Below are 20,955 nucleotides of genomic sequence, written 5' to 3'. Positions count from 1 at the left end.
CCGCCCCTGAACGCCAGAACGGGGGCGGGCCTGAGAGGCTATCCTTGGGTCACAAAGCCTGTGGGCTTATTCCAGCCAGGGTTTCCAGATGGCCTCGTTCGCGCTCAGCCACGCGGCCGCCGCATCTTCCGGCTCCATCCCGTCGACATCGACCAGCTTGGCCATTTCCGCGATTTGCGGATTGGTGAAGCTGACCTTTTGCAAGACGGCATAGGCGGCCGGCCATTTTTCGGGCATCCCATCCCAGGCGGCGATCTTCAGATAGCCGTCTGCGGGGTTGCCGCAATCATAGACCTTATCGGCATGCAGCCCGACCGCCGGATCGGTATCGCAGCCCGGTTCCCATTTCGGGAATTCGACGAATTCACCCGGCCAGACGGCTTCGGCGAAATTCGGGGTCCAGTTGAAGAGCACGATCGGCGTCTTATCCTTTTCCGCCGCCGCAAGTTCCGCCCAGAGCGCCGCCGCCGAGCCGGCATTGACCACGGTGAAATTCATCGACAGCGCATCGACCTTTTCCGCGTCATGCTTCAGCCAGTCGACCGGTCCACCCAGAAAACGCCCCTTCTCGCCGGTTTCAGGCGTGGCAAAGGCGCTGGCGCAGGCATTCAGCGCCTCCCAGTCGGGCAGGCCCGGGCAGGCCTCTTTGGTCCAGAGCGGATACCACCAGTCTTCGCGCGTCACCGCGTTGTGGTTACCGGCCTCGTGGATGCCGCCTTTCGCCACCGCCGCATCGAAGGAGGCGCCGAATGCACCCTCCCAGACCTCGACCTCCAGCGCGGCATCGCCCAGCCGGATCGCTTCATAGACCGCCTGGCTGTCGGTCGAGACATATTCGACGGAATTGCCCATGCCTTCGAAGATCTGACCCACGGCATGGCTCATGACGATCTGGCTGGACCAGTTATGGATCGGAATGGTGATCGGGTCTGAGGAATCCTCGGCTTGTGCCGCGCCTGCAAGGCTGGCGGCGACAAAGATCGGTGCAAGGGCAAGCCTTGCCGACCGCGACAGGCGGCTGGTTCTGGTCATCTGGTTTTTCCCTGTTGTGAGGCCCGCGCGGGTTTTCCCGCTGCGGCTGTGGTCGGGAGGTTCGGCCTCTCCTGACCCTCAGGCTAGCCAGAGGTTGTTACCAGGTAAGCCCTTTAGGATGAACAGACTGGATTAAATTGTGAAAGATTGTTAACAGAAAGAACTATCCCCTATTTCGACCAGGAGCGAGATGACCGCCAGCCCCCGATCTGCGTCACAAGGCCCGCGTCCGCGGCCCGCGCATATCCTGATCGTCGAGGATGAGCCGGTCACCCGCAAAACGCTGGCCAGCTATCTCGAAGGATTCGGCTACCGGATCTCGGAATGCGATACCGCCGAAGAGGCCGAGTATCTGCTCGCCAGCGACACGCCCGATCTTCTGCTGGTCGATATCAACCTCTCGGGCCGCGATGGCCTGGAAATCACCCGCGATCTGCGCGCGCGCTCGGAGATCGGCATCATCCTGATCTCGGGCCGTACCGATGAGGTCGACCGTATCATCGGGCTGGAACTTGGCGCCGATGATTATGTCTGCAAGCCCTTCAACCGGCGCGAGCTGCTGGCGCGGATCAAGAACCTTCTGCGCCGCACCCAGGCGCTGCGGCTGCTGGAGCGAAAATCGCTGCGGTTTGAAGGCTTTACCTTTGACCTTGCGACTCGTGCGCTGACCGGGCCAGAGGGGGCCGTGATCCCCCTGACCCGCGCGGAATATGAACTCCTCAGGGTTTTTGTCACCGCTCCGGGCCTTGTGCTGGACCGCGACCGGCTGGCCAGCGCCATCTCGCCCCGCCGCAGCGGGGTGAATATCCGCAGCGTCGATGTGCTGGTGCAAAGGCTGCGGGTCAAGCTTGGCGATGACCCGCGCAGCCCCCGCATCCTCGCCACCGCGCATGGCGAAGGCTATTTGTTCACCGCCGCGCTGGACTGAGCCGACAAGGCCGCCAGATCCGCCCGCATCGCGGTTTTCGCCCGGGCCACTAGCGCGCCAAGCCGCTCCAGCGCCGGGCCCGGGTCTCCGCCCGCCCGCGCTGCACGCTCGGTCTCCTGAAGGCAGCCGGTCAGGGAGGCGAGATCGAAATTCGCCGCAGCGCCCGCCAGCTGATGCGCCTCCCGCGCGAGCGTGGCCATATCGCCGCGCGCCGCCGCCGCGCGGATCAGGGGCAGCGCAAGGTCAAGCCGGTCGAGAAACAGCCCCGCCAGCTCTGCCACCACATCGGGCGGCAGATCGGCAAGCGCGCCCTGCAAAACCGGATCACCCTGGCGACAAACATCCGCCAGCGCCGCCATAAGCCGCTGCGGGGAAAGCGGTTTCGCCAGCATGAGCGCCATGCCGGCCTCAAGGCTCGCCTCGGTTTCGCGGCCCGCGATATGGGCCGAGATCCCGATCACCGGCACGTCAGCCCGGGCAGGATCAGGCAGCGCACGAATGCGCCTGAGCGCCTCGGTGCCGGAGATGTCGGGCAGATCGACATCCATCAGCACCCCGTCATAATCGCCCGCCGCCGCCAGATCGACCGCCGCCAGCCCGGTCTCGGCCATCTGCAACCGATGCCCCAGCGGCGTCAGGATCGCCGCGACCACCATGCGGTTGATCGGGTGATCCTCGACCACCAGCAGCGACAGCGGCCGCAGATCGACCGGGACCATCACAGGCGCGGGCGCCGGCGCGGCGGCGACCGGCAGCTCCAGCTCCAGCACGAAAACCGCGCCGGGCGGGGCCGCCTCTTCCAGCCAGAGCCGCCCGCCCATCTGCGCGGCAAAGCGCCGGCAGATCGCGAGCCCAAGTCCGGTGCCGCCGAATTGCCGCGCAGCGGGTGCCTCGCCACGCTCAAACGGCTCGAAAATCCGTTCGCGGGCCTCAGGCGCGATGCCTGGGCCGGTGTCGCTGACCTGAAAGCGCAAGGTCACCCGGCCAGGCCCCGCCGGGGTCGCGGTCACGGCCAGCGCCACATGGCCCCCGGGCGTATATCGGATCGCATTTGAGAGAAGGTTCACAAGGATCTGCCGCAACCGCCCGCGATCCCCGGTCACATGGCCGGGCAGATCCGGCGCCAGGGTGATCTGCAGCGCGAGCCCCTTTTCCCCGGCCACCGGCCTGAGCAGCCATTCCGCATCGGCAACCAGATCCGGCAGTGAGAAACCGGCGCTGACCGCCCGCGCCTCATCGCGGTCTGGCCGGATGAAATCGAGAATATCGCCGAGGATCCCCATCATCCGCTCGCCCGACAGCTCCAGCGCCGAAAGCTGATCAAGCTGCTGCGGCGTCAGCCCGTCGCGCGGCAGCGAGCGGATCATCCCCTGCATCCCGTTCATCGGGGTGCGGATCTCGTGGCTCATCATCGCGAGGAATTCCGATTTCGCGCGATCCGCCGCTTCGGCCTTTTCCCGGGCGATATCATGCGCCGCGACCTCTTCGCGCAGCGCATGGGTCCGCTCATCGACCAGATCGCGCAACTCATTCCGGTGCCGGTGCAATTCATCGAGGTGGCGCGCACGCTCCTCCTCCAGCGCGTCATTATGGATCGCCTGGGCGCGAAACACCGCCACCGCGCGCTCCATCGCCGCAATCTCATCCTGGCCCCGGGGCCGGATCTCCTCGCCGATCGCGCCCCCTGCCAGCCGCGTCATCGACAAAGACAACCGGTCGAGCCGGCGCGAGATATTGCCGCGCACATAGAACCAGAACACCGCAAGCGAGATGATCAGCGCGGTCACCGCCCCCCAGGCCTGCAGGCTTTGCGCATAGCGGATCGCCGACAGGACGCCCGTCCCGGCCTCGGTCGCCCGCGCGCTCACCGAGGCCGCAAGCACCCCGGTGCTCTTGTCGATCCGCCCCACCGCCTCGATCACACTATCCCCGGCCGAGGCGATGCGGCCCTCGAGCGTCAGGACCGCAGCGGTCGCATCCAGTATATCCGGGGCGCCGCGCGCCCTGGCGCCAGGCGTGCGCGGCGCGCCGGCGCGGATCACCGTCAAAAGCGCCAGCGCCCGGTTCGCCCGTACCGGATCGGCAATCGTCTGCACGCGGCGCGAGACGATGGCAAGGCGTTCCTCCATCACCCGCCGCAGCCCCGCAAGCTCTTCGGTCGCGCCCGAGGGCCGGTCCGGCACGGTGGCGAGGCGGTTGAGCAAGAGCCCCAGTTCAGAGGCATGGGCGCGCATCTCGAACATCAGGCTCAGCTGGAACAGATCGACCTCGATCAGCTTGTCGAGGGCGGCAAACCCCGCCTCTCCGCCGGCGGGGCCGATCTCGTAAAGGCTGGAAATCGTCGCCGATGCGGCGGCTTCGGCATTGGCGACCATCGTATCGGCAATACCGCCAAGCTCGGCGGCGGCGGCGATGCCCTCGCCGATATGCTGGCGCAGAGTGAGCCGCGCGAGAATGCGGCGTTGCACCACCAGATCGAGCACGCCAATCGCACCGCGCAGATCGCGGATCGCGATCTCAAGCCCGGCGATCGCTTCGCGGTCGCTGTTCCGATAGGGCGCCAGCCGCCTGTTCAGCACATCCGCCTGATCAAAAAGCCAGGCAGTACGCTCGCGCCGCTCGGCCTCGGTCTGCACCAAAGCCAGTTCCGGGGCCAGCGCCACGATACGGGCACTGGATTCGGCAAAGCCGCGCAGCCCGGCCAAAGCGGGAATCGTGCGCTCGCTCGCCTCTTCCTGGGCTCGGATCGTGCCGCTGAGTTCGAGCCAGCCGATCAGCGCCGCCGCCAGCGGCAGGCCGGTGATGACCAGAAAGGCCATCAGAAGCCGGGAGCCCAGCCCCCTGCCCCCTTTGCCCCCGCCTGTCGCCAGATCGCCCTGCATCACCTGAATCGCCTCTTTCCCTGCCTGGGATTTGCGCCGAAACTGGCACGTAACCGCCGCGAGGCCATCCGAAAAATGCATATGACCCGTCCGACCGCCGCCCTCATTGCCGTGACAGGCGTGATTTTTGCCCTTAGCGGGTTGTTCGGCGCGCTGCGCGCCGAGCCTGCCGGGGCACCCTGGTCCCTGCTGGTCCATGACCGCCCGATGGATGACGCGAGCCCGACCCATCCGCTCAGCTATCAGCCGCTGGATCACGCCGCTCAGCCCTGGCAGCTTTGCATCCTCTACCCGCATCTCAAGGATTCCTACTGGCTCAGCGTCAATCACGGCATGGTAGAAGAGGCACGGCGCCTCGGTGTCGGCTTCACGCTCTATGAGGCCGGCGGCTATCCCAATCTCGCGCGCCAGATCGAACAGGCCGAGGCCTGCGTGGCCACCGGGGCCGATGCGCTGATCATCGGCACAGTGTCTTATGACGGGATGACGCCGGCGCTGACCCGGATCGCCCGGACCATGCCGGTGATCGCCGCGGTGAATGACATCGCCCCCGAAGGCATCAGCGCCAAGGCCTCCGTGCCCTGGCGCGAGATGGGCGCCGCCGCCGGTCTCGCGCTGGCAGGGCGGCACCCGAAAGGCAGTGCCCCGGTCTCGGTCGCCTGGTTTCCCGGGCCGGAAGGCGCGGGCTGGGTACGTTTCGTCGATGAGGGGTTCCGCGCCGCGCTTGCGGGCAGCTCCGCGCGGATTACGACGGTGCGGCATGGTGATACCGGGCGCGAAGAACAGGTGCTTCTGATCGAGGATGTGCTGGAGACCACGCCCTGGCCCGATTACCTCGTCGGCTCCGGCCCGATGGCCGAAGCGGCGGTGTCGATCCTGCGCGCGCGCGGGCGCGACGATATCGGCATCGTCTCGGATTACATGACCCATGCCGTGCATCGCGGCATTCTGCGCGGCAAGATCCTGGCGGCCCCCTCGGATTTCCCGGTTTTGCAGGGGCGGCTGGCGGTGGAAATGGCGGTCCGCGCGATTGAGGGCAAGCTTGAGGTCCGCCATGCCGGCCCGGCCATCGTCACCGTGACGCCTGAGACAATCCGCAGCTATGATGCTGATGCGACCCTCGCCCCTGCCGATTTCGCGCCGGTGTTTTCGTCAGAGCCAGACTAGGCCCCGCCCGGTATTTCCGCAGCATAACCAGCAGCCAGTTTCCTGAGCGTGAAATTACTTGACTTGAGACCGGGCCTTTGCCCTGATGCCGGCAGCCCCGAAACGGACAGCCATGCTGAAAAGCCCCCGCCCTGGCGGCGCAAACCGCCGCAACATCCTCACCGCCACCCTGGGCGCTACGGTCAGCGCACTGACGGCCGGGCTCTGGCCGCGCGCCGTCGGGGCCGCTGAAGACCGGGTAAGGGTCGGCTTTCTCGGCCCGCTGAGCGGCCCGGTCGCCGCCTGGGGGCAGCCGGGTCTGGATGGAAGCCGGCTCTGGGCGGAATGGATCAACGCGGCGGGCGGGATCCGCATTGGCGGGCGCCAGCTGCCGGTCGAAATCATGGCGTTCGACGATGAATATGACCCGGCCCGTGCGAGGGTCGGCGCGCAAAAGCTGATCCGGCGTGATGGCGTCAGCTTTCTCATGATGCTGGGAGGCGACACCTGGCCCGGTGCGGCGCCCCTGGTGCAGGAGACGGGGATGCTCGCCTCGACCCTGCTGCCCTCCGATCTCAGCCCCGAGACCACAACACTCATCGCCCCGGCCGAGGTCCACCCGATCTATAATGTCACCGGCGTCGACTGGCTGGCGCGGAACCGCCCCGAACTCCGCTCCGCCGCGATCTGCGCCCAGGATGATGTGTTCGGCCTGCCCTCGATCGCAACATACCTTGCCGCCTTTGCCGCAGCCGGGATCCGCATGACCGATGAGCCGTTCTTTTTCGACCCCGCCACCAGCGATTTTGAGCCGCTGGTGCGGCGGATGCTGTCGGGCGGGCCAGAGATCGTCTGCCTCGACACCTGTTATCCCGATTACATTCTGCCGATCTGCGAACAGCTTTACCGCCAGGGGTTTCGCGGCCAGATCCTCTCCTGCACGCTGGATTTCCACGACCGCATCATTGCCCATACGTCGCCGGACTTCCTCGAAGGCGCGATCTTCCAGTTCCCCGATTTCGACGACCCTGCCCTTGCAGCCCCCGAGGTGAACTTTCGCGAACCGGCGCGGTTTCATGCCGAATATGAGGCGCGCTTTCCGGGCCAGTGGAGTTCGGTCTCATGGCAATATGCCGCTATCCTGGATCTGTGGAAGGCGTCGGCCGAGGCCGCCGACAGCACCGCGCCGGATGCTGTGCTGGCAGCGATGAAATCGGGGCGGGGATTGCGTCACGTCTTCGGCCCCGCGCGCTGGTGGGGCGATGACCTGTTCGGCATTTCCAATGCCCTGGTCGGACACTGGCCGGTGGTCGAAATATCCGGCGGCAAGGCGCATATACGTGAATTCACCTCGGTGACCGACTGGTATGACCGCCACGGTGCCCTTTTACATCGGGAGATGGAGCGCTATGGCCAGCTCTGGAGCCAGCGTGTCTGAGCTTTTGCGCCGCCTCTGGCGCGCCTGGCGACGCCATCCCGGCCCCAGGCGCCCTGCCCGCGCGCGCGCCCGCAGTTCGCTTTTCCATCTCAGGATGGAGACCAGACATCGAGACACCTATCACCGGCTCTCAAAGGGCCGCGATCCGCACAATCCCGGCTGAATATATGGGTCATTCCGTCGCAGACCCATACACTGCCGGGATCTTGTCTTTATGATGAAACTGCCCTACATCATTGGCAACGGGCCAACAGCAGCGCCCGCAGGCTTCCGTGACCCGAGGACAGCATGACCGATACGTCGCATTCCGCCGCAGAGCTTCCTGAACGCCCGCTGAAACAGGCGATCCGCCGTGGCCTGATGTGCCGCTGCCCGGCCTGCGGTGAGGGCGCGATTTTCTCGTCATATCTCAAGGTGGTACGGCAATGCCCGGCCTGTGGCGAAGAACTCTGGCATCAAAGGGCCGATGACGGCCCGGCCTATATCACCATGCTGATCATCTGCCATATCGCCGGGTTCATGATCCACGGTCTCTTCAGCTATACCGACCTGACGCCGGGCATCGTCGGCCTGATCGTTTCGCTGACCGTGATCCCCCTGGCTCTGGTGATGCTGCCTTCGACCAAGGGCTTTATGGTCGCCATGCAATGGTCGCGGCGTATGCATGGCTTTGGCGAAAGCAGCGCACCGCAACACTGATGTCAGGCGCCGCCCCGCTGCCGCAAGCGCGATGAGGGCGATCCGCCGCCATTGGCCCGGTCAGGCGGCGGAACCTGCACCTGCCCGCATCTATTCCTGCCCTCACCCCTTCGCGCCCTGGCCACGCGCATAAACATCCTCACCCGGATAGCGGCCGGCCTGCTGTTCGGCAGCCCCAACGGAACCTTGCCCGGCTTCTTAATCCGGTTTCATCCGGTGGATCAAACCGAGCAGCCGATAAACCGACTGATGTTCCGTCAGCGGCGTCCCGTCGTCATGGACGGTGAAAGGCCGGCAGTGCGGAACAGGAAGATCCCGGCATTCCACCGGAAGTTTCCCGCCTCAAACATGGTCGTCGCGCGTGCGGCATCCGGCTGTTCGACGAAATGAACGAGCCTTACCGCCACGCCCGCCTGTAATGCGCAGGCCAGTTCCAGACAGCCAAAGACGGTTGCGGCATGGTCAGGGGTCGCGGGCAGCTGCCCGGTGAGAACAGACCGGAAATCGCTCTCGGTGACGAACAGCGGCGACGTGGCGCAAGACCCGTTCCCCGCACCCGAAAAACCCCGCCCCGCCCTCAATCCGCGCCGAAAAGATCGCGGGTCGGGACCTTTTCACGGAGGTCCTCAGGCTCGGGCGTCCGGCGGTTTACGAGGATCAGATCCGGGCTTGAAAGCCTCCAGTTCGCGTTCGGCTTTCGATCCGAAAAACGCGCGCCCCTCCGGCGGCGGCTCGAAAATAACGACGCAGACCCCCTTCGCCTTGATCCGCTTCATGCTGCTTTGGATCGAGCTATCGCGGAAATTGTCAGAGCCCCTTTTGATCACCGGTCGGCAGACACCCACCACCTGCGGATTCAGCGCAATGGTCAGCCCCGCAAGGTAGTCCTTGCGTGTCCTGTTGGGATCGACAATCGCCGTGATCAGATTCTGCGGCACCTCGGAATACCTGGTCAAAAGCTGTTTGGTATCTTTCGGCAGACAATAGACGTCATAGCCGAAGGAGGAGTTGTTGCAATGTGCGGCGATCCGCCGGGATTGCAGAGACATCGACCGCGGTGACGTCATGATGGCGCGACAGCAAGACGGCGTCGAACCGCCCGAATTAGGCAAGCCCGATGACGGCAAATTTCATTCTGCTGTTCTCCGTTCCGGCACGCGCCTCGAAACCGCTTCTGACATGGATCGGGCAGCAGGGTTTTTCACCCGTTTTGCGTGGCTCTGACCAGGCTGTGCTTTCCCTGCCGCCCGGGTCATTATATCATCATGCCACCGGGCGGGAACATCCGTCCATCAAAGCGCCATTTAAGGGCCGCCATGAAGCCAGAACCGCGATCTTCCGATCTTTCTCTTGCGCCGGTCGCACGGCGCAAGCTGTCGGACTCGGTGGTCGAGCAACTGCGCGCCATGATCGCCTCGGGTCAGTTGCGTCCTGGCGACGCCCTGCCCTCCGAGCGCGAGATGATGGCGCGGATGGGTGTCGGCCGCCCCGCCGTGCGGGAGGCTCTGCAGCAGCTGCACACCCAGGGGCTGATCACGATTTCTCATGGCGAACGCAGCCGCGTCAATCCGCTGAACCCGGATCTGGCACTGCATCAGATCAATGATATCGCGAGCCTTCTGATCGCGGCAGAGCCGGGCAATCTCGGGCATCTGCGCGATGCGCGAAAGCTGTTCGAGACCGGGCTGGCCCGGATGACCGCCACAAAGGCGACGCCCGCAGATGTGGCACGCCTGCGCGGGCTGGTCGGCCTGCAGCGTGCGGCGCTTGGCGATACGGCGGCTTTCATGCGCGCCGATATCGATTTTCACACGGCTCTGGCCGCGATCCTTGGCAATCCGGTGATCACGGCGCTGTCACATGCGATGCTGGGCTGGCTCTTCAAACATCACAACACGCTTCTGCACTGGTCCGGGCATGAGACGGTGACGCTTGCGGAACATGAGGCGATCACCGATGCACTCGCGGCCCAGGACCCCGATCTCGCGGCGGAGCGGATGCAAAAGCATCTCGACCGGTCGGAACGGCTTTACCCCCAGGGCTGACCCTGCCGCTCTCAGCCGGGCTTTTGCGCCGTCAGGATAAAGCGGTCATAAACCCGGGTTCTGAGCCGGTTGCGCAGCCCGTTGACCCGCCGCTGCGCCCGGGCAATCGGCTCATGCGAGTGGCGCGTGATGGCGGTGAACCCCACCTTTTCCAGCAACGGCACCAGCATTTCAAAGCGCAGACCGGTGCCGAAAGGCAGCCCCGCCATGATCGCGGCGTGGCGCGCGCCCATCGCACCGTCATAAAATGGGTCGGGCGAGAATCGTTCCCACAGCGCCAGCACCCGCGCCGGCCAGCGGCCCGAACGCGCGGGCTGCGCCCAGTCACCATCATAGACCAGAAGCCTCCCGCCGGGTTTCAGCACCCGAAACCAGTCGGCAAAGCCCTCTTCCGGGCGGGTCAGCGTCCAGACCAGGTGCCGGCACAGGATCGCGTCCTGACTGGCATCGGGCTCCATCGTGACCTGCGCATCGGCCAGCACAAAGCGCAGCCGCGGCTTGCCCGCATGTTTCGCGCGCGCAACCGCCAGCATCGCCTCGGAAAAATCCAGCGCCGTGACCTCATGGCCCAGATCATGGATCAGCCGCGTCACCTCGCCGGTGCCGCAGGCCAGTTCCATAACCCGCGCCGGCGCGGGCGGCAGGTGATCGCGCATCGGCTGCGCCCAGGCGGCGGCCTCGGCCCCTGGCGCTATCGCATGGCCGAATGCCTGGTCAAAGGTTTCCGAGCGGCGCGACCAGTAGTCACGGATCTCTTCAGCGAGATCGTGATTGATCACTTCTCAATTCCGGACAGGATCGTCTCGAACCGCTCACGTGCACGTGCCGGCAGGGTCTCGGGCAATACGGTTTCCGCCACATCGCCGACATGGATCAGCATCACCATCCCCATCGCCACATGCGGCGAACATTTGATCCCGTAAGCGCCCGGCACATCGAAGGTGACAGTGAAATCCTCATTGATCTTCGATCTGAACGGCGTGGCGCCTTCGGGGATCATATCATCAATGGTCGCGGCATTATGGCTCGGCTGGGTCGGGATAAAGCGCACGGAATCGCCCGGGGCGATCTTCAGATAGGATGGCTCATAGATCATCGGGCCGTTTTCCGACCGGTTATACATCTCCACCTCATGCGTTTCGGCCAGCGCGGGCGTCGCGATCATCAGAAAAAGGGCGGCAAGAGCGGATTTCATGGCTGATCCTCAAGGCAGTGGAAACGGAATTGCGTGACACCATCGGTCGGGTCGGTCAGCGTCCTGGCCCCGACGCGGAAAATGCGGGCAAGGCGGTCGGCGCTGAGCACCTCGCGCGGCGGGCCAAGGGCGGCAAGTCTGCCCCCCTCCAACACCGCCAGCCGGTCGCAGCCGAGCGCCTGGTTCAGATCATGCAGCGCGATCACCACCGTCACCGGCAGATCCGAGACCAGCCGCAACAGGGACAGCTGATGATGGATATCAAGATGGTTGGTCGGCTCGTCCAGCAGCATGACCTGCGGGCGCTGCGCCAGCGCCCGGGCGATATGGACGCGCTGACGCTCGCCGCCCGAAAGGGTGGTCCAAGACCGCGTGGCCATGTCTGCCATCCCGACACGCGCCAGCGCCTCGGCGCAGATCGCGGCATCCTGCGCACCAAAAGGCGCCAGCGGCGAGAGCCAGGGCGTGCGGCCCAGCTCTACCGCGTCCTGCACGCGCAGCGCCTCTGTCGTCTGGGCCTGCTGTTCAACAAAGGCGATGCGCCGCGCAATATCGCGCCGGTTCATACGCGACAGGGCCGTGCCGTCCAGGCTGACCGTGCCGCGCGCCCGCGCCGCGATCCCGGCAAAGAGCTTCAGCAGCGTCGATTTCCCGGACCCGTTCGGCCCGATCAGCCCGAGCGTCTCGCCACTGGCAACCTCCAGGGTGATCCCTTCGACAATCGGGCGCCCGCGCGCGGCCCAGCCAAGATCATGCGCCGCGATCTTCATCCGCTCACCCTCCCCCGGATCAGGATCAGCGCGAAGCCGGGCGCGCCCACCAGCGCGGTGACCACCCCGATCGGCACCACCTGGCCCGGGATCAGCATGCGCGAGACCACATCGGCCGCGATCAGGAACACGGCCCCGGTCAGGGCCGCCGCCGGGATCAGCCGGCCGTGGCGCGGGCCGACAAGGAACCGCGCCGCATGCGGGATCACCAGACCGACAAAGCCGATGGAGCCGACAAGGCTTACCATCGTCGCGGTCATCAGGGTCACCGCGCCGATCAGCACGATCTGCACGCGGCGCACCGCGATCCCCAGCGATGAGGCGGCGTCCGAGCCAAAGGAAAACGCATCCAGCGCGCGCGCATGCCAGAGACAGGCAAGAAACCCTGCGACCGCGACCGGCACCGCCAGTGTCACATCGGGCCAGCGCACGCCCGAAAGATTGCCCAAAAGCCAGAACATAATGCCGCGCGCCTGTTCGGCATTGGCCGATTTCGCGATGAAGAAAGAGGTCAGCGCGTTGAAAAGCTGCGATCCGGCAATGCCCGCAAGCACCATCTGTGCAGGGCCGCCGCCCGCCGCGCGGGCCAGGGCCGCAACAAGCCCAAAGGCTAAAGCCGCCCCCAGAAAGGCCCCGCCCGAGATCCCGATGGCCCCGGCGCCGACGCCCATGATCGTCACCGCCACCGCCCCGGTGGATGCCCCCGCCGAGACGCCCAGCAGATAAGGATCGGCCAGCGCGTTTCTGACCAGCGCCTGCAACACTACACCTGCCAGCGCCAGCCCCGCGCCGCATCCGGCAGCGACCAGGGTGCGTGGCACCCGATAGGCCCAGATGATGCCCTGATCGATCGGGTCAACCAGCAGCCCGGCATTCCAGAGATTATTCGCCAGGGCCGCCCAGACTGTCGACCAGGGCAGCGGCGTCTCGCCAAGGATCACCCCCGTCAGAACGGCGATCGCCAGGATAGCCACCCCCGCCATGGCGCGCAAAGCGACATGGGCGGCTAGCGCAACAGGGGTGACCGGGCGTTTCATCTCTGGCAGATCATTTCAGATCAAAGGCCGGCAGCGCCGCCGCCAGCTCTTCCAGCGCCGCGATATTGCGGATCGACGGGTCCATTGCATGGGCGTCGATGATCACGATGCGACCATTCTTCACCGCCTCCATCTGGCTTACCACCGGATCGGACTTCAGGAATTCCAGTTTCTTTTCATGATCATCCGCCTCGAACCGGCGGCGATCCATGCGGGCGATCACGATCACATCGGGATTGGCCCGCGCGATGGTTTCCCAGGACACGACCGGCCATTCCTCGGGGCTTTCGACCACATTCTTCAGCCCCAGAGACGCCATCATCCAGGCCGGAGCACCGCCGTTTCCGGCAACATAGGGGTCGATATCCATCTCGGCCGACGAGAACCAGAACACCGCCGAGGCCTCTTTCAGATCAAGCGCCTTCGCCGCCGCGACCGCCGCCGCCTCGCGCGCTTTCAGGTCAGCGACCACCTCTGTGCCCTTGTCGGTGATGTTGAAAATCGTCGCCAGCTCTTCGATGCCGAGATAGATCCCCGCCATCGTATAGGGTTCCAGCCGGGTGCCGTCCGAGCCTGCGGTATTGTCCTTCCCGATGCAGTCGGACGGCAGGACATAGGCCGGAATGCCGAGATCGGCGAATTGCTCGCGCGTTGCGACGATGCCTTGCGGGCCGACATGCCATTCATATTGCACGGTCACGATCCCCGGGCGTTTGGCGACGACGCTTTCGAATGAAGGGTCATTATCGGCCAGCCGTTCGATGCCGTCGTTCAGCTCTCTGAACTCCGGCAGGACTTCGGTGAACCAGACCGAAGTGCCCGCGACCTTGTCGCCAAGCCCCAGCGTGTAAAGGATCTCGCTCGTCGCCTGGCCGACCGTCACAGCGCTTTCCGGCGCCTTGTCAAAGCTCAGCTCAAGCCCGCAATTCTGCAGCTTGAGCGGATAGCCGGTCTCGGCCAAAGCAGGCATGCCAAAGCAGAGCGCGGCCAGTGAGACGGCCAGTGAGAAACGGGTATTGGGGAAATATCGCATCCGGGATCTCCGTGAGGGATGGGGGATGGAGCGGATGGAGAGCGTGAAAACCGCGACGCACAAAGCTGGCCCGGCGCGGTTGGCGCAGGCTGGCGGCACGGGATGCGGTGGCGCATCTGCGGGTCAAAATCATATCTCGCCTCCCCGGACGCCCCGTCCGGGTCAAGTTGGTTACAGGAGTCGGCAGGTCTCCTGACTGGCGGGTCACTGGGTCTGCGCAGCCTTCCCATGGGCTCTCCCACAGTGGCATTGTCGCGCGGACCCTCGCCGCCTACAGTTGCGGGGGCAGTTCCGGTTCATCCCCCTGTAAAGGCGGATGACGGATTCCCTTTCAATTCCTTGCGGAAACCGACCTGCCCTGAGTATGGGCAAACCCGTCCCGCTTCAATGGCAAAGCATCGCGTTATGCGGATCAGCGCGCGCCCCAGGTGTCCGACAGCCGATACCCGCCGGGCCAGGGGTCAGATGGGTCGAGCATATGCTGATGGATGCCGGTGACCCAGCCACGCCCCGAGATTTCCGGCCGGATCGCCGCCGTGCCCGCCAGATCGGTGGTGCCGAGGATGCGGCCCTGAAACTCCGACCCGATCAGCGAGACGGTGGTCAGACGGTCGGCCTCAGACATCTGGCCACGCGCATGCAGCACCGCCATCCGCGCGGAAAGCGCGGTCCCGGTGGGCGAGCGGTCAACCTTGCCGGGCCGGATCGCCACGGCGGCACCGGCGCGCAGGTCATTGCCCTCGCGCGTGACCTCGCCCGCGAAAAGGCAGAAGGAGTAATGCCTCCAGTCCGGGTTTGTCGGGTGACGGAAACCGAGCTGTTCCGTCCCGGCATCCGAGATTTTCACCCCGAGCTTTGCAATATCATGCGCCTCGTCGGGGGTCAGGCTGAAGCCGAGCGCTTTGGCATCGACAAAGACGAAACTGTCGCCGCCCCAGGCGGTATCGACCGTCAATGTGCCAATGCCCTCGACTTCAAGCTTTGCATCCAGCCGTTCGGCGAAAGAGGGCAGGTTTTCGACAAAGATCCGTTCCGCCTTGCCATTGCGGCATTCGGCGCGGACATGGACCAGACCGCCCGGCGCCTCCAGCACCATGCGCGTTTCCGGCTCGACCATCGGGATGATGCCGCCATCAAGCAAGACCGTCGAGACACAGATCGAATTGGAGCCGGACATCGGTGGCGTATCCTCGGGCTCCATGATGATAAAGGCGGCATCGGCGCGCGGGTCTTTTGGCGGCACGAGCAGGTTCACATGGCGGAAGACGCCGCCGCGCGGCTCGTTCAGTACGAAATTCCTGAGCGTCTGATCTTCGGCGATCCAGCGCGACTGGGCCCAGATCGTGTCACCCGGCGGCGGGCGGACCCCACCCACGATGACATCGCCCACCTCGCCCTCGGCATGGGCGGAAATCACATGGATGGTCTTGATCGAGCGCATATCGGGCCTCAGGAAAGCCAGGGGGGAAGGGTTTTGGCAGCATGGCCGGTGAGGGCAGCGCGGGCGCAGGTCTCAAGACTGTCAAAGCGGATCTGCCGGCCCGAAAGCCCCGGCCCGTAATGGGCATATTTGCCGGAATTGGTCATCAGCGTGCGGGTCGCGGGCGGGAAGACCGGCTCGGAGATCGAGCACCAGCAGAGGTCAGGCAACACCTGCACACTGGCGGCTTCGAGGGTTGCGAGCGTGCCCTCGCCCGCCAGATCGGCAATGATCTGGCGCCCGGCGGTGATGATGGTCGGAACCTGCACCCGCCCACCGTTCAGCGCTTTCGCGAAAGCACGGCATTCTTCGCGCGAGGCATGAGGGCTGCCGATGGCGACAAGGTCGATCGCTTCGCCGCCCTGGTTCAGCTCATCCCAGGCGCGGGCGAAATCGCTGCGTGTGATCCGGACATTGTCGGCATCGGGTGCGATAAGATGCGCCTCGGGCGTGACCCCTTCGACATGCAGCATCGGTGCAGCCGAGGTGGTGCCAAAGGCCGCGCACAGTGCCTGTAACTGCTCGCGGGATGCCGCGCCCACACCTCTGAGCAAGGGGATCCGGTCCGGCGAGGCGCGGCCCGCAAGCCAGCCCAGCAAAGGCCAGAAGAGATCATCCGTGTCAGGAATCGCCGCCACGTCAATGATGCGCTGCGCCGCCCGGTTCTCGTCCAGACAGACGCCGGCCAGTGGCGCACGCCCGGTCATCGCGATGAAAAGGTCCAGGAAATCCGGGTGTTTCGCCGTCCGCGCGCCCAGCACGGAATTGGCAAAGATCACCGCATTGCTTTCCGACCAGCCAATGGCTTCGCCTTCGGCCGGAGCGCTCTCCAGCAGATAGGGTGCGCAGGTGAAACTCGGCCGGCAGCCCATCGCCACATAGGCATCGGCAAGCCGCTGCGCCGGGGCGCCGAACAGATCCGGCACCCCCTGGGCACGCCAGTTCTCGCGGTCGACCGAAATCGCGTTCATCGTCGTAGGCACCCGCACCAGTGCCCCCATATCCGCCATCTTTGCCGCGAAGGTCAGATTGGCGGGGCTCGCATAGATGCAGCCGTCGATATGGCCCTGGGTCACATCAATCAGCCGGCTCGCCCCCTGGTTTGCCGCCATTGCAACAAGGATGCGCATCGCCTGCGACACGGCCTCGCCTTCCGCGCCCGACAGCATCGCCAGATCTGCCGCCGTCAGGGCCAGCGCCGATCCCGCGGCAGAGGCGACCGGCAGGGTCATTCCCGGGGCCTCGATGGCCCCTGGAATGACGGCCACCTCCTCCAGACGCGAGACGGTGTCGAATGCCGCGCGCTCCAGCCGCAGGACAGGCAGCGCCACGCCGAACATCTCGGCGGCAATCATCGCGCCCAGCGTCACAACATCTTCCGGCTCGCGAAACACCAGCGCCGCAGGCGCAAGTCCGTTCAGCGCCATGTCCAGCAGCACCCCTGACCCGGTACAGGAGCCCCGCGTCCCGGGCATCACCAGCACCCGCCCGGCAAGCGTCTCGCCATGCAGCGGGTGATGCGCGTCAATCACCTTTGACGTCGCGGGATCGACACCGCCCCAGAAGCTCAGCGGTTCATCGGATGCCAGAACGCGACCCTTCGCCGTGCCCTCAAGAATGAACCGCGAGCCCATCATTTCACCACAAATCCATGCGCATAGGGGTCACGCTCATCGATGAAAATCGTGTTGATCCCGGTCTGCCGCGCCCAGCCGCCAATCGACGGAATGATCGCGGATTTACCCGGCACCGCGTCAGAAGTCGCCTCGACCCGACCCTTGAAGATCGAGCCGATGATGCTCTCATGCCAGAATTCATCGCCGACGCTCAGTCGGCCCTTTGCCGCCAGCTGCGCCATCCGGGCCGAGGTGCCCGTGCCACAGGGCGAGCGGTCAATCGCCTTGTCGCCATAGAATACGGCATTGCGGGCATGGGCGCCCTCGACCGTCGGCACCCCGGTCCAGAGGATATGCGACAAGCCGTTGATCCGCGCGTCGCCGGGATGCACGAATTCATATTTCGCATTCAGCGCCGCCCGCAGCTTCGGCGAGAAGCCGATCAGCTCTCCGGCGGTGAAATCGGACATGTCGCGGAAATTCTTCTGCGGCTCGACAATGGCGTAGAAATTGCCGCCATAGGCCACATCGACCACGATCTCGCCCAGACCCTCGACCTCGGCTGTCAGCCCTTCGGCATAAAGGAAACCCGGCACATTGGTCAGCCGCACCTCTTCGACGAAACGACCCTCCTGGCGGTAAGAGATATCGACCTTGCCCGCAGGTGCATCAATCGACAGCTTGCCGGGCGAGCGCGGCTGGATCAGCCCGTTCTCGATCCCCATGGTGATCGTGCCGATCGTGCCATGGCCGCACATTGGCAGGCAGCCCGAGGTCTCGATGAACAGGACCGCCACATCGCAATCGTCGCGGGTCGGCGGATAGAGGATCGAGCCCGACATCATGTCATGGCCCCGCGGCTCGAACATCAGACCGGTGCGGATCCAGTCGAATTCGCGCAGAAAATGCGCGCGCTTCTCAAGCATGTCCTTGCCGATCAGACGCGGGCCGCCGCCCGAGACCAGACGCACCGGATTGCCGCAGGTATGACCATCCAGGCAGGAGAAAGTATGAACACTCATCATGAGCCTCAGAAGCGTTGGGGAGAGAAGGCAGATATGTCGATGGCGGGCGCGTTTCCAGTCACAAGGTCGGCAACCAGCCGCGCCGTGCCGGCCGATTGCGTCAGCCCGAGATGGCCATGACCGAATGCGTGAACAACGCGGGCAGAATTCTTCGAGCGGCCAATCGCCGGCAGGCTGTCCGGCAAAGACGGGCGAAAGCCCATCCATTGCACGCCGCCCTCGGGCTTCAGCCCGGGCAGGAAGGCTTCGGCCTTTTTCAGCATCGCCTCTGATCGTCTGAAATTCGGCGGCCGGTGCAACCCGCCCAATTCCACCGCACCGCCGACACGGATGCCGGTGGAGAGGCGCGAAACCACGAAACCATGGCCGCCAAAGGTCACTTGCGTGCGCAGGTCAAACGCGCCGCGCGGCAAGGTGGTGTTATAGCCACGCTCGGTTTCCAGCGGGATATGGTCGCCGACCGAACGCGCGATCAGATGCGAATGTGCCCCTGCCGCGAGCACGACATGGCCCGCATGGCGGATTTTCCCATGCGAAAGCACTTCGGCGCCTTCGGTCAGGGGCCTGATCCCGGTGACCTCGTCGCGCTCCAGCACACCGCCATTGGCGCGGAACCGGTCGGCCAGCGCCAGGGTGTAGAGCTTCGGATCCGAGATCGAGAACCAGCCCGGCGTGAAAGTGCCATGGGTGAAACGAGGGCTGAGACCGGGCTGGATCCCGGCCATCTCGCCCGCGTCCATATGGCGGAATTCGATCCCGTGTTCTTCGCGCGCGCGCCAGCCAGGCAGGCTCGCGTCAAGCTCGGCCTTGCTCTCATAGACCTGAAGATTGCCCTTCTTCTCCAGCATCGACAGCGTACCGGAAAGGGTCAGAAACGGCTCGAGCTCGGCCTTTGACAGATCCATCAGCGCGGTCTGTGCGACCGTCGACTGCTTCACCCGCGCGGGCGAACAGGCGCGCCAGAAGCGAAACATCCAGGGCGCGATCTTCAGCGCATAAGACGGCGGCACCGACAGAGGCCCCAAAGGGTCAAGCAGCCATTTCGGCGCCTTCTTCAGAATCCCGGGGCTTGCCAGCGGCAGGATATCGGTAAAGGCGAAAGCCCCGGCATTCCCGGCCGATGCACCCGCCGCCGGACCTTCGCGGTCAATCACCGTGACGCGCAGGCCCCGCGCCTGAATGGCCAGCGCCGCGGAAAGACCCACGACGCCCGCCCCGATGACAATCACATCGGTCTCGTTCTGCATGTTACGTCTGCCTTAATGAGTGGCGGCGAGGAACTTCTGCAATTCGGCGGATTTGGGTGCGCCGAACAGCTCTTCGGGAGGCGCGATCTCGGCCATGATGCCCTGATGGAAGAAGGCCACGCGGTCGGAAACCTCGCGCGCGAATTTCATCTCATGGGTGACGCAGATCATCGTCATGCCTTCCGAGGCCAGCAATCGGAGCGTGTCGAGCACCTCGCCCACCAGCATCGGATCCAGCGCCGAAGTCACCTCATCGAACAGCATGTAAGTCGGCCCCATCGCGAGCGCCCGGGCAATTGCCATCCGTTGTTGCTGCCCGCCCGAAAGTCGCGCCGGATAGACCGAGAGCTTATCGCCCAGGCCCACATGTTTCAGCTGTTTCTCAGCCTCGGCCTCGGCCTCGGCTTTGGAACGGCCCAGCACCTTCCGGGGCGCCAGCATGACGTTTTCCAGCACGGTCAGATGCGGAAAGGCATTCCATTGCTGGAACACGATGCCGATCTTCTGGCGCAGCTTGTTGAGATTAGTGGATTTTGCATGAACCTCGACCCCGTCGACGAGGATACGCCCGGAATCAATTGGCTCCAGCCCGTTGATACAGGTCAAGAGCGTCGATTTCCCTGACCCCGATCCACCGATCACGGTCAGAACCTCGCCTTTGGCCACCGTCAGGTCGATGCCCTTAAGCACTTCCAGCGGGCCAAAGCTTTTGCGGACTTTTTCAATCTCAATCATTGGACCACCGTTTTTCAAGATAGCTGCCGAAGCGGGCGACGGGGAAGCTGATCACAAAGTAGAACACACCGCACAGGAGCAGCAGGAAAAGCGGCTCCTGCAGGCGGGTGATCAGATCTTTGGTGCTTTTCATCAGCTCGGACACATTGACCACATAGATCAGCGCCGAGTCTTTCATAACGCCAAGCGAAAGCCCGATCCAGGACGGAAGGGCGACCCGGCTGGCCAGCGGCAGCGCGATATAGCGCATATCCTGCAGCCAGCTCATCCCGAGCGAGCGCCCGGCGCGCCGAGTATTCGGCGGCACCGACTCCAGTGCGCCGCGCACGATTTCCGAACAATAGGCGGCTGTATAAAGCGACAGAACTCCGCAGGCGACCGAGAAGCCAGAGACCCGCAGTTTCAGCACCGCCGTGACAAAGGCAAAGGCCAGCGAGAGCTGGATCAGAAGCGGCACCGAACGGCACACATCCAGCACGAAGGTCACCGGAATGGCCCACCAGGGCCCGACCTGAAAGCGGAAGATGCCGCAGATCACCCCGACCACGGTCCCGATCGCGACCGAGATAGCGGTGACAAGCAGTGTCATCCCGGCGCCCTGGACCAGCATCCAGAAGTCTTTGGCGGTCATTGCTGTTTCAAACATG

At 64.8% G+C, this 20,955-nt stretch carries 20 protein-coding genes and 1 riboswitch; of the genes, 5 read left to right on the top strand and 15 right to left on the bottom strand.

Going from position 1 to position 20,955, the window contains the following annotated elements:
* Window positions 1-66 precede the first annotated feature (66 nt).
* Window positions 67-1,032, bottom strand: a complete 966-nt coding sequence (locus tag QNO18_RS19775) for an ABC transporter substrate-binding protein (protein ID WP_283179235.1) — start codon at window positions 1,030-1,032, stop codon at window positions 67-69.
* Window positions 1,033-1,222: 190 nt separating this feature from the next.
* Here QNO18_RS19775 and QNO18_RS19770 point away from each other — a divergent pair, with 190 nt between their 5' ends.
* Window positions 1,223-1,960, top strand: coding sequence for a response regulator (locus QNO18_RS19770; protein WP_092902885.1), 738 nt, complete (start codon window positions 1,223-1,225; stop codon window positions 1,958-1,960).
* Here QNO18_RS19770 and QNO18_RS19765 read toward each other — a convergent pair.
* Window positions 1,933-4,923: an ATP-binding protein gene (locus tag QNO18_RS19765; protein ID WP_283179234.1), complete on the bottom strand. Its 2,991-nt coding sequence runs from the start codon at window positions 4,921-4,923 to the stop codon at window positions 1,933-1,935. The two genes, QNO18_RS19770 and QNO18_RS19765, sit on opposite strands and share 28 nt — an antisense overlap.
* Here QNO18_RS19765 and torT point away from each other — a divergent pair, their 5' ends adjacent.
* The 3 genes from torT (at window position 4,924) to QNO18_RS19750 (ending at window position 8,125) form a co-directional block, all read left to right on the top strand.
* Window positions 4,924-6,009 (top strand): TMAO reductase system periplasmic protein TorT, encoded by a 1,086-nt coding sequence (gene torT, locus QNO18_RS19760; RefSeq protein ID WP_283179233.1) that lies wholly within the window; start codon window positions 4,924-4,926, stop codon window positions 6,007-6,009.
* Between the two features lie 112 nt (window positions 6,010-6,121).
* Window positions 6,122-7,426: an ABC transporter substrate-binding protein gene (locus QNO18_RS19755; RefSeq protein ID WP_283179232.1), complete on the top strand. Its 1,305-nt coding sequence runs from the start codon at window positions 6,122-6,124 to the stop codon at window positions 7,424-7,426.
* Window positions 7,427-7,714: 288 nt separating this feature from the next.
* Window positions 7,715-8,125, top strand: coding sequence for a DUF983 domain-containing protein (locus QNO18_RS19750; protein ID WP_283179231.1), 411 nt, complete (start codon window positions 7,715-7,717; stop codon window positions 8,123-8,125).
* Window positions 8,126-8,382: 257 nt separating this feature from the next.
* On the opposite strand, the gene QNO18_RS25745 is transcribed toward QNO18_RS19750, so the two are convergent.
* Together QNO18_RS25745 and QNO18_RS19740 are read right to left on the bottom strand one after the other, a co-directional pair.
* Window positions 8,383-8,706 (bottom strand): sugar phosphate nucleotidyltransferase, encoded by a 324-nt coding sequence (locus QNO18_RS25745; protein WP_349293900.1) that lies wholly within the window; start codon window positions 8,704-8,706, stop codon window positions 8,383-8,385.
* A gap of 45 nt (window positions 8,707-8,751) precedes the next feature.
* Window positions 8,752-9,174: a hypothetical protein gene (locus tag QNO18_RS19740; protein WP_349293899.1), complete on the bottom strand. Its 423-nt coding sequence runs from the start codon at window positions 9,172-9,174 to the stop codon at window positions 8,752-8,754.
* 267 nt (window positions 9,175-9,441) lie between these two features.
* On the opposite strand from QNO18_RS19740, the gene nanR reads away from it, so the two are divergent.
* Window positions 9,442-10,170 carry a transcriptional regulator NanR gene (gene nanR, locus QNO18_RS19735; RefSeq protein WP_283179230.1) on the top strand — a complete coding sequence of 243 codons (729 nt, stop codon included), beginning with the start codon at window positions 9,442-9,444 and terminating at the stop codon, window positions 10,168-10,170.
* A gap of 11 nt (window positions 10,171-10,181) precedes the next feature.
* On the opposite strand, the gene QNO18_RS19730 is transcribed toward nanR, so the two are convergent.
* From QNO18_RS19730 to QNO18_RS19680, 11 genes are all read right to left on the bottom strand, one after another.
* Window positions 10,182-10,949: a class I SAM-dependent methyltransferase gene (locus QNO18_RS19730; protein ID WP_283179229.1), complete on the bottom strand. Its 768-nt coding sequence runs from the start codon at window positions 10,947-10,949 to the stop codon at window positions 10,182-10,184.
* Complete coding sequence (locus QNO18_RS19725; protein ID WP_198835032.1) at window positions 10,946-11,365, bottom strand: pseudoazurin; 420 nt, start codon at window positions 11,363-11,365, stop codon at window positions 10,946-10,948. The genes QNO18_RS19730 and QNO18_RS19725 overlap by 4 nt, the downstream gene beginning before the upstream one ends.
* Window positions 11,362-12,135, bottom strand: coding sequence for an ABC transporter ATP-binding protein (locus QNO18_RS19720; protein ID WP_283179228.1), 774 nt, complete (start codon window positions 12,133-12,135; stop codon window positions 11,362-11,364). The genes QNO18_RS19725 and QNO18_RS19720 overlap by 4 nt, the downstream gene beginning before the upstream one ends.
* Window positions 12,132-13,172: an iron ABC transporter permease gene (locus QNO18_RS19715; RefSeq protein ID WP_283179227.1), complete on the bottom strand. Its 1,041-nt coding sequence runs from the start codon at window positions 13,170-13,172 to the stop codon at window positions 12,132-12,134. Before QNO18_RS19715 ends, QNO18_RS19720 begins: the two co-directional genes overlap by 4 nt.
* Before the next feature lie 10 nt (window positions 13,173-13,182).
* Window positions 13,183-14,142, bottom strand: a complete 960-nt coding sequence (locus tag QNO18_RS19710) for an ABC transporter substrate-binding protein (RefSeq protein ID WP_283179285.1) — start codon at window positions 14,140-14,142, stop codon at window positions 13,183-13,185.
* A 227-nt stretch (window positions 14,143-14,369) separates the two neighbouring features.
* Window positions 14,370-14,573: riboswitch (cobalamin riboswitch) on the bottom strand.
* A 44-nt stretch (window positions 14,574-14,617) separates the two neighbouring features.
* Complete coding sequence (locus QNO18_RS19705; protein WP_283179226.1) at window positions 14,618-15,646, bottom strand: proline racemase family protein; 1,029 nt, start codon at window positions 15,644-15,646, stop codon at window positions 14,618-14,620.
* Window positions 15,647-15,654: 8 nt separating this feature from the next.
* A complete protein-coding gene (locus tag QNO18_RS19700) occupies window positions 15,655-17,319 on the bottom strand; it encodes an aconitase X (protein WP_283179225.1) in 1,665 nt (554 codons plus the stop codon).
* Window positions 17,319-18,323, bottom strand: a complete 1,005-nt coding sequence (locus QNO18_RS19695) for a 4-hydroxyproline epimerase (protein ID WP_283179224.1) — start codon at window positions 18,321-18,323, stop codon at window positions 17,319-17,321. Before QNO18_RS19695 ends, QNO18_RS19700 begins: the two co-directional genes overlap by 1 nt.
* Window positions 18,324-18,331: 8 nt before the next feature.
* Window positions 18,332-19,573: an FAD-binding oxidoreductase gene (locus QNO18_RS19690; protein WP_283179223.1), complete on the bottom strand. Its 1,242-nt coding sequence runs from the start codon at window positions 19,571-19,573 to the stop codon at window positions 18,332-18,334.
* 12 nt (window positions 19,574-19,585) lie between these two features.
* Window positions 19,586-20,308 carry an amino acid ABC transporter ATP-binding protein gene (locus tag QNO18_RS19685; protein WP_283179222.1) on the bottom strand — a complete coding sequence of 241 codons (723 nt, stop codon included), beginning with the start codon at window positions 20,306-20,308 and terminating at the stop codon, window positions 19,586-19,588.
* On the bottom strand, window positions 20,301-20,954 hold the full coding sequence (locus QNO18_RS19680; RefSeq protein WP_092902913.1) for an amino acid ABC transporter permease: 654 nt from the start codon (window positions 20,952-20,954) through the stop codon (window positions 20,301-20,303). The genes QNO18_RS19685 and QNO18_RS19680 overlap by 8 nt, the downstream gene beginning before the upstream one ends.
* Window position 20,955: the final 1 nt, after the last annotated feature.

The sequence above is a fragment of the Gemmobacter sp. 24YEA27 genome, assembly GCF_030052995.1.
GTDB lineage: Bacteria > Pseudomonadota > Alphaproteobacteria > Rhodobacterales > Rhodobacteraceae > Pseudogemmobacter.
Note: the sequence above shows the minus strand (reverse complement) of the source record. Positions and strands in the feature narration are given on the sequence as shown.

Coding starts and splice junctions, on each gene's coding strand:
- QNO18_RS19725 (WP_198835032.1), bottom strand. CDS start 11,365: ATGAAATCCGCTCTTGCCGCCCTTTTTCTGATGATCGCGACGCCCGCG.
- QNO18_RS19740 (WP_349293899.1), bottom strand. CDS start 9,174: ATGTCTCTGCAATCCCGGCGGATCGCCGCACATTGCAACAACTCCTCC.
- QNO18_RS19775 (WP_283179235.1), bottom strand. CDS start 1,032: ATGACCAGAACCAGCCGCCTGTCGCGGTCGGCAAGGCTTGCCCTTGCA.
- torT (WP_283179233.1), top strand. CDS start 4,924: ATGACCCGTCCGACCGCCGCCCTCATTGCCGTGACAGGCGTGATTTTT.
- QNO18_RS19700 (WP_283179225.1), bottom strand. CDS start 17,319: ATGGGCTCGCGGTTCATTCTTGAGGGCACGGCGAAGGGTCGCGTTCTG.
- QNO18_RS19770 (WP_092902885.1), top strand. CDS start 1,223: ATGACCGCCAGCCCCCGATCTGCGTCACAAGGCCCGCGTCCGCGGCCC.
- QNO18_RS19680 (WP_092902913.1), bottom strand. CDS start 20,954: ATGTTTGAAACAGCAATGACCGCCAAAGACTTCTGGATGCTGGTCCAG.
- QNO18_RS19755 (WP_283179232.1), top strand. CDS start 6,122: ATGCTGAAAAGCCCCCGCCCTGGCGGCGCAAACCGCCGCAACATCCTC.
- QNO18_RS19750 (WP_283179231.1), top strand. CDS start 7,715: ATGACCGATACGTCGCATTCCGCCGCAGAGCTTCCTGAACGCCCGCTG.
- QNO18_RS19720 (WP_283179228.1), bottom strand. CDS start 12,135: ATGAAGATCGCGGCGCATGATCTTGGCTGGGCCGCGCGCGGGCGCCCG.
- nanR (WP_283179230.1), top strand. CDS start 9,442: ATGAAGCCAGAACCGCGATCTTCCGATCTTTCTCTTGCGCCGGTCGCA.
- QNO18_RS19705 (WP_283179226.1), bottom strand. CDS start 15,646: ATGCGCTCGATCAAGACCATCCATGTGATTTCCGCCCATGCCGAGGGC.
- QNO18_RS19710 (WP_283179285.1), bottom strand. CDS start 14,142: ATGCCTGCTTTGGCCGAGACCGGCTATCCGCTCAAGCTGCAGAATTGC.
- QNO18_RS19690 (WP_283179223.1), bottom strand. CDS start 19,573: ATGCAGAACGAGACCGATGTGATTGTCATCGGGGCGGGCGTCGTGGGT.
- QNO18_RS19765 (WP_283179234.1), bottom strand. CDS start 4,923: ATGCATTTTTCGGATGGCCTCGCGGCGGTTACGTGCCAGTTTCGGCGC.
- QNO18_RS19715 (WP_283179227.1), bottom strand. CDS start 13,172: ATGAAACGCCCGGTCACCCCTGTTGCGCTAGCCGCCCATGTCGCTTTG.
- QNO18_RS19685 (WP_283179222.1), bottom strand. CDS start 20,308: ATGATTGAGATTGAAAAAGTCCGCAAAAGCTTTGGCCCGCTGGAAGTG.
- QNO18_RS19695 (WP_283179224.1), bottom strand. CDS start 18,323: ATGAGTGTTCATACTTTCTCCTGCCTGGATGGTCATACCTGCGGCAAT.